Raw genomic sequence first — 10,966 nt, forward strand, 5'->3', positions numbered from 1 at the left:
AGTGAAGACAATACAAAGCCACCTGCCCACAGGCAGTTGTTTTTTTAAAACCCGGAAAACAGAGGAGACTAAAAGAGTAGGTGGTTGTGAGGGGAATTACGGGGTGGTGTTTCGCCCGGATTGGTAAAAGCCAAAATCTTGTTAATTCTATTTTATAAATAGTTGATCTTTATTGCGTAAGGTATCGGCCCTCAACCGGGTTTCTCGCCCCCTGCGTGGGTTTTTGCGTAGCTTTAGCGCCCTACCTGCTGCCTTTGGTTCATGCGTCTGTTTTTGTTTTTTCAGTGGGTGTTGTTGCTGATAGCCGCAACAGGGCACGCGCAGGCACCCGCGCCCAGCGCCACCATTGTGCTGGGTACTCCGGCGTTTCCGGTTAATGAGTACTATACCATCAGCTTTCAATTACGCGGCGCCCCGCTGGAGCGCTACTCTGCCTTTCCCGACCTAGAAGGGTTCAAGAAAAGCGGCAAGCTGAGCACCACTACCACGCGCATTGTAAACGGGCAAACCTCCACCGAGCTAACAATAACGCAGCGCTATGCCGCTTTTGCGGAAGGCAGCTACGAGGTGAAGCCTTTTAGCATGAAAATAAACGGCCTCACGGCTGAGTCGGCGGGGGCTACCCTGAAAGTAGGGCCCCAGCAAGCTACCCCGCCGCCCACCGCCGCCAGCCCACTGCAGGGTATCGGGCTGCTGGACCAGCTGTTTGGCAAGCCCAAGCCCCAGGAGTACGTGGAGCCCCAGGATCAGGCATTTCTGGCCCTGGTGCCCGATAAGCCCCGGGTGTATGCAGGCGAAGGCCTGCACGTGGGCCTGTATTTTTACCTCACACCCCAGGATCAGGCGGTACTAAACTTCTACAACTTTGCCGGGCAGCTACCCGGCATACTCCGGCAGCTGCGGCAGCGCACGGTGTGGGAAGAAAGCTTCGACGAGCAGGAAGTGTTGCCCGAGAATGTGGTAGTAGGCGGGAAACCCTTCCTGCGTTACCGTCTTTGGGAGGCGGAGCTGTATCCGCTCAATACGCAGGCGCTCAGCTTCCCGGCCGTGGAGCTCCAGATGCTGAAGTACCGATTGGCCAAAAAGCCCGATGCCGGCCTTGATAACCGTATGCAGGGTTACAAAACGTACCGCTCGGTACCCCGCACGGTGCCCGTACTGCCCCTGCCGCCCCACCCCCTCCGCGACCAGGTACCGGTGGGCAACTACGAGCTGAAAGAGGCTATTGACCGAACCACGTTCCGGACGGGCCAGGCATTTGCGTACACATTCACGGTGGAAGGCGAGGGTAATCTGGCCACCGTAAACCTGACTACTCCGGCGGCCAGTCCGGCCCTGGAAGTCTACGGCCCCGAAATTCAGCAAAGCCTCACGCGCCAGAACGGGCGGGTGGGTGGGCGCAAGAGCTTTCGGTTTCGGCTGGTAGCGTTGCGGCCCGGCCCCGTGGCCCTGGATACGTTGTTCCGGCTGGTAGTATTCAACCCCGCAAGAGCCCGCTACGATACCCTGCGCGCGGGGGTACAGCCCGTGGTGCGGGGCCCCGAACAGGCTACCACGGCTTTCCGGGCTCTTCCCGACGACCCATATTACCGGGAGGCCCTGGCGGGTGCCGACCCAACTCCTCAGCCCCGGGATATATACCATAATGTGCGCCGCTACGCCAACGTAGTGGTAGTACTGCTGCTGGCTCTGGCCGGGGCAGGCTGGTGGCGGGCCCGCAGGTGAGGCAGTACACTTGGGAAATGGGGAGTTTTAGGTTCAATTTGCACCGCGAAGTATCTGGTGAACTTGTTGCTTGCCTGTTGGAGCACCCGCCGAGCCGCGGAGGTGTGCCGGCACTGTTTCCTAAACCAGCCGCTTCGTTGGCTTTGCCTTTCGCTCACTCATTCCTTTGCCCCGCATGAATACCTTCGGCCAGCTGTTTCGCATTACTACTTTCGGAGAGTCGCACGGGCCGGGTATTGGGGTGGTGCTGGATGGCTGCCCGGCTGGCTTACCGGTAAGTCAGGAGCAGATTCAGGCTGCCCTGAACCGCCGCCGCCCCGGCCAGAGCGACCTGACCACTCCCCGCTCCGAAGCCGATCAGGTGGAGATTCAGTCGGGTATTTTCCGGGGAGAAACCACCGGAACCCCCATCAGCCTGTTTATCCGCAACCAGGACCAGCACAGCCACGACTACTCCCACATCGAGCATGCCTACCGCCCTTCGCACGCCGACTACACCTACGACCAGAAATATGGCCGCCGCGACTTTCGGGGCGGGGGGCGCAGCTCGGCCCGCGAAACGGCGGCGCGGGTAGCTGCCGGGGCTGTGGCCCAGCAGCTGCTGCTGCGCGAGGGCGTGGTGGTGAGTAGCTACGTGTCGCAGGTGGGCGCCGTGCAGGTGCCGGTCGGCTACGAGCAGCTGGATCTGACGCTGATTGACTCCAACCCGGTACGTTGCCCCCATCCCGCCACGGCGGAGCGCATGGCTGACCTCATCCGGCAGGTTCGGGACCGGCACGATACGGTGGGCGGCCTGGTTACCGGAGTAGTACGCGGGGTGCCGGCCGGCCTGGGCGAGCCGGTATTTGACAAGCTGCACGCCGAGCTGGGACGGGCTATGCTCAGCATCAATGCCGTAAAGGGCTTTGAGTACGGCTCGGGCTTTTCGGGGGTGCTGTTATTTGGCTCAGAGCACAACGACGAATTCTACACTGATGCAGCCGGGCAGGTGCGCACCCGCACCAACCACTCGGGTGGCATCCAGGGCGGCATCAGCAACGGCCAGGATATTTATTTCCGGGTAGCCTTCAAACCCGTCGCCACCATTTTGCAGCCCCAGGCCACCATCAACGACCAGGGCGAAGCTATTAGCCTGGCCGGACGGGGCCGCCACGACCCCTGCGTGCTGCCCCGGGCCGTACCCATTGTAGATGCCATGACAAACCTGGTGCTGGCCGATATGCTGCTGCGGGCCCGGGGGAACAAGGTTGGCTATTGAAGGAAGCAGAAGCGGTGGAATAACGGCGCAGGGCATTATGCCGGGCCCCGCGCGGTAGCCCGCGTGCCAGAGCGTGTGGACAGCTGGCAAACCGTACCCAGGAGTACGTCGGAAAGCATCCTTCCAAGCTTGCTAAGGTTGCGGTAGTCTGAAGGTCAGCAGGCGAGATTCCTTGGCATGTCCGGCAGGGCATATTTTTTGAGTGATGGTCACTCGGCTGTTACTGTTCACGCTGCCTGCCTGCATGGTGCGGCGCACTTCTATGGCAGCAGAGCAAGTTTCGCTGGCTTGGCTGCGCCGTTGCAGAGCGCAGCGGTTTCTACTTCCCGCCCCATAGCAGCCAGCCGCTTACTATCCCCAGTACCGGCAGCAGATACGGTAGGGAGTAGCGGCCCATGTAGCCGAAAAAGCTGGGCATAGGTACCCCTTCCTTCTCGGCAATTGCCCGCACCAAAAAATTGGGCCCGTTGCCAATGTAAGTGAGAGCCCCAAACAGCACCGCCCCGCTGGAAATAGCCCGCAACAGCGGAATTGTGGCCGCTGCTTCGGCAAATTGCTGTACCTGCGCAGCACTCGTAATCTGCAGCCCGTGTCCCGATAGGCTCAAACCCAGAAAGGAAGCGTAGGTGGGTGCATTGTCCAGGAAGGCCGATAGAATACCCGTGCACCAGTATAAGGTGGCCGGCGTAAGCCGGCTGGCCACGGCCGGATTCGCCGCGAGGTGCGCGGCGAGCTGCAGGGCCGGCATCATCGTCAGAAAAATGCCGAAGAAAAGTAGCGCCACCTCCCGCATAGGGGCCAGGTTGAAATGATTGGCCGCCAGTGCCTTGGGGTGGGCCGTACGGTAGCAGCCCCAGGCCGCCAGTAGCTGCAGCACTTCCCGCACAAACGAAACTTTCAGGCCGGCCAGGGGCAGGTAGGGCAGCCAAGACAGGCGGCCGGGGTCCAGAAAAACGGCTCCCAGCACAACCAGCAGCCACAAGGCATGGTAGCGGCCATTGAAATCGAACAGGGGCAGGCCTTTGGCCGAGCGTGCCCGGCGTCGCTCGTTGCGCGAGAGGCGGGAGGGGTAGGGCGTGCGGCGGTCTTTCAGCCAGAACAGCAGTAGCAGCAGGCCAGTGGAAAGAAGCCACGGTACCAGCAGGTGGGTGGTGGTCCAGAAAAACGGCACGCCCCGCAAAAAGCCGATGAACAATGGCGGGTCGCCGAGCGGAGTAAGCAAACCGCCGGCATTACTGACGATAAAAATGAAAAAGATAATGTGATACGTCCGGATGCGCTGGTCGTTGAGCCGGATAAGCGGGCGAATGAGCAGCAGAGAAGCACCAGTGGTACCTACAATGGACGCCAGCACCGCCCCGGCCGCCAGCAGCAGCACATTGCGGAGCGGTGTGCCGGCTACGTTCAAATTGAAATACAGCGTACCGCCTACCACAAACAAGGCCGTGAGCAGCACGGCAAAGGATACGTATTCGGCCAGGGTTTCGGTGGTGGTATGCCAGTCGTGCCGCCCGAAACCATAATACCCCAGCATCAGCAGGCCCAATCCCACGGCAATGTGCCCGTACCATTTCTCCCAGAAGTGAGGGAATAGCAGCGGGCCGCTGGCAATAAGGCCCAGCAGGCCCAAAAACGGCAGTAGCAACGGCCAGGCCGGAGCCGGGGCCCTCGCGGAAAGCAGAAGAGCAGAAAGTACAAGCACAGCCTAAAGGTAAAGCCTGCCGGGAAAGCCGGGTACTTATGCCAGGGGCACTTCCGGCAATTACATCTTGTTACGGCATTCAGCTACCTTTGCAACTATTACCGCCCCGCGCGGTTTACCGAGTCGGCTGCCTATTGCGGCCGGTATTCTCCCTTCGCTTGTCTCCAAGTCTTTCAAACATGGCTGAACAACTCACTGCCCCCGCTGGACCGGTTTCCATTTACGCCGAAGCCAGCCCCAACCCCGAATCCATGAAGTTCGTGCTCAACTCCCAACTCCTGACGGATGGGGTGAGCGTGGACTACCCTACTCTGGAAGCCGCCGCCAACTCGCCGCTGGCTCAGGAGCTTTTCAACTTCGACTACGTGGGCCGCGTGTTTATCGCCCAGAACTTCGTAACCATCACCAAAACCACAGAACACCAGTGGGCACAGCTGATTCCGGAGCTGCGTACCTTCCTGAAATCGTACATTGAGGCTGGCGGACCCATCTTCACCGTGGACCCCGCCGCCGAGCAGCGCGCCGCCCAGCAGGCCGCCGCTACCGGCGACGCCTCGGAGGCCGACCAGCAAACCAGCCAGAAAATTATTGACCTGCTCGATAATTACGTGCGTCCCGCCGTGGAGCAGGATGGGGGGAACATCACCTTCAAGAGCTACCAGGACGGCATTGTAACGGTGAACCTGCAGGGCTCCTGCTCGGGCTGCCCCTCGGCCACTGTTACCCTGAAATCAGGCATCGAAAACCTGCTCAAGCGTATGGTGCCCGAAGTAAAGGAAGTGGTAGCCGAAGGCGTTACAGCACAAGGATTCTAACGGATTCGCACGATTTCGCAGGCACCCAGCCAACGCAAAAAGCCCCGTCGGAAGACGGGGCTTTTTGCGTTGGCTGGGTGCCTGCGCACGTTATTCCGGGCGGAGCCGGGCACTACTGTTTTGGCCGGCTGCTTGCTTACAGCCCCGGTTTCAGGGTGAAGTTGCGGGCTACGTTGAAGCCGAAATACAGGTCGCCCTTAAAAAACCGGCCGCTGGTGCTGGGAATGAACTGCTGAGTAATCATGCTGTTGGCATTGGTGACGTGCAGCTGAAATACGTGGCCCCCGGTTTCGATGTCGAGGCCCGCACCCAGAGCGTCGCGCAGGCCGCCGATGCGGGAGCCCGGCAGGCGGTAGTAGTACTCCCAGGTAAAAGCCATGCGCTTGGTGAACTTCTGCCGGCCCGCAAACCCCAGGGCGTACACATCGTTGGGCGTGGCTTTTTCGCCTACCAGGTTGCGGTGTACTACCGTGGGCATCAGCTGCACCGACAGGGCTGGGCTGAACTTGCGGGCCAGCAGTGCCTGCCAGGTATAGGTGAGCCGGTGCGCAAAGGTGTGCTCAAACCCATCGGCCGCGGCCGAATAGCGCAGGGTGTTAATGGCGGAGCTAGCCAGCAGCGTGGCACTGAACGGCAGGCCGCCCGCCCGCTGCCGCAGGGCCCGGTACTGCACAAATCCATCGTAGGCTTTTTCCACGGAGCTACGGCCGATGCCCACGGCCAGGCGGTCGGTGAGGCCGTATTCCAGCCCCAGCCGGATGGTGGCCTGGTCGAGCCCAAACAGGTTGTACGCTCCGCTGTTCAGCCGCCCAAAGCGGTGCGAAATCAGAAATACCAGGGTACCGGGGCCGGGTGTTTCCACGGAGTGCCCGTTGATGATGCGGGTGCCTTTGAAAGTAGCCTGCACCAGTTCACGGTGAGTACTATCGGGGGGCTGGGCATTGAGCTCAGCCAGCAGACTGTCCTGGGCGTGGGCCACCGTGCTCAGCAACACGGCCAGCAGCAACCACCCCAGCCGCAAAGTAAAAAAACGGTTCATACACACATCAGGGTTGAGAAACGGCCGCAGCGCCCGGCACCGGAGCACAGGCCAGCCGAACCGTTATGAGAATGTTTTTGGCAATATGGTCGCGTACCAGTGCCGGAATGTCGATGTTGTACTCCGCTGGGGCTACCGAGAAGCTGGCGTTCATCAGCAGCTGGTTATTCAGGGGCGTGAGCGTACCAGGCACCCGGATGTGGCGCGTTACGCCGTGCATAGTCAGGTCGCCCTCGGCTACCACCGCCACAGCCCCGGTGGCCGTCAGCACTTCGGGCTTCCACTCCAGTATCCGCCCGCTAAAGGTGGCTTTCGGGTATTTCTCTGATTCCAGATAGTTCTCATTAAAGTGCTCCTGCATGAGGCTGCGCTTGAACTGAAACGAGCGAATGGACACCGTAAAAGCCAACTGCCCGCTGCGGGCATCCAGCACGGCCGCCAGTTGCTGGCTACGGGCCTCAATATCCTCAAGAGGACTGGCGGAGAAGAAGGACACCATGCCGGCCCGAGTGTGGTAACGGGTGGTTTGGGCCCGGCCGTCGGGGCACGGCTCCATCAGCAAAGCCAGGAGCAGCAAGCCTAGTAGTCGTTGCATAGCTTAGTTGTTGGGCATACCGGCCCGCACCCACTGCCGCAGGCGGGCAATGTCGCAGGTGGGCAGTTGTGGTTGGTTTTGGGGCATGGCGGGGTAGCCGGGCTGGTGTTTCACCACCCCCAGCAGGCGGCCATCGGCGGCTACCTGCTGCACCTGGGCGTAGGTTTCGAGGCTTACGTTGCCGCTGCGTCGGGCATTGTTGTGGCAGCTCACGCACCGCTGCTGCAACAGCGGTGCGACGGTTCCCGCGAATGTGACGGCCGTGGAGTCGCAGGAGGGAGCGGGTGGGGTGCTTCCCAATAGGTCATCCACGTTGTCGTAGGTGCAGGCGGAGGTAGAGAGCAGCCCCAGTAGCAGGAGCAGCAGCCACCACGCCGGCCGCCGGCCGGGGGTGAGCAAAGTGGCCGAGCGTGCGCCCCCGCGTACGGCCCGGCCACCCGGAGGTACCAGCCGGCTCATGGCGTAGCCACCAGCCATTGGTCACCCTCACTCACGAGTCCGTGTCCTTCTACCCGGCCGCGGGTGAGGTTGTCGGCCGTGTAGTAATAGAGCGGTTTGCCCTTGTAGGTAAGCTGGGCCGTGGAGGCCGTGCCATCCCCATAGGGGCCGCCGCCACCCGCCGTGGTGCGGGTGATGGTCCCAAAATCCGACGCTTTCAGCAGCGTTGGGAACTGCCGGCCCGCGGTAGTAAAGGGCGGCCACGCCGCCTCGCAGGAGCCGGTGCAGTTGGTGGGCAGGGTGTTGGGGTTGAGGTCATCCTTGCGGAAGAAGTACAGCGTCCGGCCCTTGCCGTCAATCAGAAAGCTTTTGGTAGTGGCCTGGCTGGTCGATTTATCCGTTACCGCTTTGGTGGCTACCATCACGGAGTAGCCGGGGTTTACCACGTACCACACGCTGCCTATGCCGTTGCCGGTGGTCTGGCCGCTGGCTTCGCGCACATTCTGGCCGTTTACAGCCGGGGCATAGTAGTATAAAGGCCAGCCTTTGTAGGTAGTTTGCGGCTGGCCACCGGCCGTCAGCTGGGTCTTGAAGTCGGAAGCCTGCAGCCCGTTGCCCACCTGCACGTCGGCCTCGTAAAAAATAGGCCATACAGCTGCGCAGCCGCCGGTGCACACGTTCTGTCCGTCCACGTCGCGGGTAAAGTAGTAGAGCGTGTTGCCGGCTTTGTCGGTGAGAAAGTTACCCAGCGTGGCCGAGGTAGCCAGCCGGATGGTGGGGTCGGGCGTAGGCTGGGCGGGCGGGCCGTCGGAGCCGCCGCAGGCCGTCAGGAGCAGCCAGCCCAACAGCAAGGCCAGGCCCGCCCCCGGTGCGCCAATGCGCGTCCGGCGGAATAAAAAACGTGTCATACAGGAAAAGAAGAAAGAGTGAAGAAAAGACAGCGGGAAGCCAGACCCGCTCCGGAGCGGGCGGCCACCTCCGGGTCCGAGGATGTAGCCCAGACCCGCCACCAGAAAAAAATGCCATAGCCTAGCCCGGACGATGCATCAGCCGAGGCGCCGCTATGCGGTTAAGGAACTACCGTTCGGGGCCGGAATAGCCCGTATTTTATGCCCAGCATTACGCCGGAGCTACTCAGTTTAATCTGGCCGAAGCCTACGCCGCTTAGCGGAATTTTTACAAAGGGCTCGGCCTGCACCAGCCAGCGGCTGCCTACGGCGCGCTCCAGGCCTACACCGAGCTGCAGCAGACTGAAAGCTGCATTGCCGCTCTGGTCAATGCTCCAGGTCTTATCGATATACTGCCCGTTGTACTCGTAGAGGTACCGGTACCGCTCGCGGCGCATCAGCAGAGAAGTTACGCCCGCCGAGGCGTAAAGCGTCTGGCCGGGCCGTATGGTAACATCGTAGCGCACATCCAGCGGAATTTCCAGGATGCGGCAGTTGGCGTCTACTTGGTTCACCGGAATGCGGTGGGTCCAGTACGTAGGCGGTGGGTTATAATCGGAGCCCCGGGCAGCGTAGCGCTTCACGCTGCGCACGAGGCCCGTCCGCACTCGAAAGCGGGAGGTCAGGCGGTACTCCAGCGCCACGCCCATAGTTCCGCCCACGCGCGGCGCGGGGCCCGGCAGTACGGCCGTGGCCTCGGGGCCGCCCACTACACCCACCAGTACGCGGTAAGCCGGTTTCGGCCGCTGAGACTTCGGTTGGGCACTATCGGGGGCGGCTACTGGTAAGGCCGTGGCGGCAGAATCGGCCGGAGGAAGCAGCGCGGCTGTAGCCGTAGCGGCTGCCGCCGCCCCGCTGATAGGTGGGGTGGGGGCAGGGATAACTCCGCCGTTTTCTTGCGCCGGCGCGGCCGAAACGGTAGCCGCAGAAGTTTCAAGGGGAGTCGGTCCAGCAGGCGCGGCGGCCGAAGCTACTGGCGGGTTTATTGCCGCGCCTGCCGTTGCAGCGGTAGAAACGGAAGAGGTTGTAAGAGCGGAAGTGGTGGTTGGAGCAGAAATGGTTGAAGCGGGAGTAGTTGAGGCCGGAGCCGCCTCCGGTGCCCGCATTGTTTCAGCGCCGGTGGGCAAGCCATTGCCGTTACCGGATCTGGTGGACAGAAGGCCGGCAAGAGTAGGGAGCTTTGCTGCCCGTCGTGCCTCGCCGGACGCAGAGGCCCTAGCGGTACCTGTCAGGTCGATGGCGGCAGGAGTTGAAAACCTAGCCTGATTATCAGTAGCAGCAGAAAGACCCGGGCTGGTAGCATACAACCGCCCGGCCACCGGCCGCCGCGGCTTAGCGGCTACGGGGGGCTTGCGGTCCTGCTTTCGGCCGGACTGCGGCGCAGTAGCGGTAGCCGAGGTTTGGACCCCGGTGCCGGCTAGCTCCGGTTGCCACTGCGGCTTGGTGTGCCACAGCAGCGCCAAAAACGCCAGCAGCACCAGCTCGGCGGCAAACCACAGGGCCACCCGCTGCCGCACCTGCCGCTGCACCAGCTGCTGGCGGTCGGCGGCATCGAGCTGCTCCTGCAGGTGTAACCAGCCCGACAGGGATACCTCGTCGGGGTAGGCTTCGGCACCGCTGCGGAACAGGCGGTCCAACTCCTCATCTGACATATCCGGCGTAGGCATGGTGATGTTGCTGTTTAAGCAGCGTTTTGAGCTGCGTGCGGGCTTTAAAGAGGTTCGATTTCGACGTTCCAACCGAAATACCCAGGTTTTCGGCTATTTCCTCGTGCGAGTAGCCATCAATGGCGAACAAGTTGAATACAGCCCGGTAGGCTGGAGGCAGCTGCCCAATCAGGCGCAGCAGCTCCTCGAACGACAGGGTATCCAAGGGCGTGCTGCCTACCTCGGCCGGGTGCTGTCCGGCCGCTTCCAGCTCCGTCTGGAAAGCGTGGCGGTGGTTGCGCCGGAACTGGTCGATGGCCGTGCGTACCATAATGCGCCGCACCCATCCCCGCAACGAACCCGCCAGGTCCTCGGGGTACCGGCTGGCATCGAAGCGGGGCAGTTCCTGAAATACCTTCAGAAATCCGTCGTTTACGGCTTCCTGGGCCAGGTCCCGGTCGTGGAGGTAGCGCAGACAGATGCTGAGAGCGTAGGAGAAATACTGCCGGTACAGCTGGCGCTGGCAGGCACGGTCCAGCTGCCGGCACCCGGCCAGTAGTTCGGTAAGCAGCGCAGAATCGGGTGCGGGGGCGGCCACGGAGCGAAGCATCTGAGTTATTGGGCAACTCGGAGCAGGTGCTAAAAAGGTTGCCCGAAGCAGGAAAAAAAGATACTAAAAAAAGCCTGACCGGGGAGGTCAGGCTTTTTTGGTCGTTTTTCAGATAGCACGTCATTCCGAGCGCAGCGGAGCGGAGCCGAGGAATCTCGCGTGCTGACGTTGTAATGGTAATCTGATTACTA

At 61.6% G+C, this 10,966-nt stretch carries 10 protein-coding genes; 3 read left to right on the top strand and 7 right to left on the bottom strand.

What is annotated here, in order from left to right; all coding sequences use genetic code 11:
• Positions 1-261: 261 nt before the first annotated feature.
• Positions 262-1,725 carry a BatD family protein gene (locus EI290_RS06410; RefSeq protein ID WP_125427880.1) on the top strand — a complete coding sequence of 488 codons (1,464 nt, stop codon included), beginning with the start codon at positions 262-264 and terminating at the stop codon, positions 1,723-1,725.
• Positions 1,726-1,900: 175 nt separating this feature from the next.
• The gene (aroC, locus tag EI290_RS06415) at positions 1,901-2,983 is read left to right on the top strand and encodes a chorismate synthase (RefSeq protein WP_125427883.1); all 1,083 of its coding nucleotides are present in this window, start codon (positions 1,901-1,903) and stop codon (positions 2,981-2,983) included.
• 319 nt (positions 2,984-3,302) lie between these two features.
• Here aroC and EI290_RS06420 read toward each other — a convergent pair whose 3' ends face one another.
• On the bottom strand, positions 3,303-4,685 hold the full coding sequence (locus EI290_RS06420; protein WP_125427885.1) for a sodium:proton antiporter: 1,383 nt from the start codon (positions 4,683-4,685) through the stop codon (positions 3,303-3,305).
• Between the two features lie 179 nt (positions 4,686-4,864).
• Between EI290_RS06420 and EI290_RS06425 the strand changes: the two genes are divergently transcribed.
• On the top strand, positions 4,865-5,500 hold the full coding sequence (locus EI290_RS06425; protein ID WP_125427887.1) for a NifU family protein: 636 nt from the start codon (positions 4,865-4,867) through the stop codon (positions 5,498-5,500).
• Positions 5,501-5,636: 136 nt separating this feature from the next.
• Here EI290_RS06425 and EI290_RS06430 read toward each other — a convergent pair whose 3' ends face one another.
• The 6 genes from EI290_RS06430 to EI290_RS06455 all read right to left on the bottom strand — a co-directional run bounded on the left by EI290_RS06430 (position 5,637) and on the right by EI290_RS06455 (position 10,775).
• Entirely contained in the window at positions 5,637-6,539 is a 903-nt protein-coding gene (locus tag EI290_RS06430) for a DUF5777 family beta-barrel protein (RefSeq protein WP_125427889.1), read from the bottom strand.
• A 7-nt stretch (positions 6,540-6,546) separates the two neighbouring features.
• Positions 6,547-7,134 (bottom strand): YceI family protein, encoded by a 588-nt coding sequence (locus EI290_RS06435; protein ID WP_125427891.1) that lies wholly within the window; start codon positions 7,132-7,134, stop codon positions 6,547-6,549.
• Positions 7,135-7,137: 3 nt separating this feature from the next.
• Positions 7,138-7,611, bottom strand: coding sequence for a hypothetical protein (locus EI290_RS06440; RefSeq protein ID WP_125427893.1), 474 nt, complete (start codon positions 7,609-7,611; stop codon positions 7,138-7,140).
• Entirely contained in the window at positions 7,590-8,480 is an 891-nt protein-coding gene (locus EI290_RS06445; protein ID WP_125427895.1) for a hypothetical protein, read from the bottom strand. The genes EI290_RS06440 and EI290_RS06445 overlap by 22 nt, the downstream gene beginning before the upstream one ends.
• A 161-nt stretch (positions 8,481-8,641) precedes the next feature.
• Positions 8,642-10,186, bottom strand: a complete 1,545-nt coding sequence (locus tag EI290_RS06450; protein ID WP_125427897.1) for a hypothetical protein — start codon at positions 10,184-10,186, stop codon at positions 8,642-8,644.
• The gene (locus tag EI290_RS06455; protein ID WP_125427899.1) at positions 10,161-10,775 is read right to left on the bottom strand and encodes an RNA polymerase sigma factor; all 615 of its coding nucleotides are present in this window, start codon (positions 10,773-10,775) and stop codon (positions 10,161-10,163) included. Before EI290_RS06455 ends, EI290_RS06450 begins: the two co-directional genes overlap by 26 nt.
• Positions 10,776-10,966 lie beyond the last annotated feature (191 nt).

The sequence above is a fragment of the Hymenobacter metallilatus genome, from assembly GCF_003944705.1.
In the GTDB taxonomy this organism is placed as follows: domain Bacteria; phylum Bacteroidota; class Bacteroidia; order Cytophagales; family Hymenobacteraceae; genus Hymenobacter; species Hymenobacter metallilatus.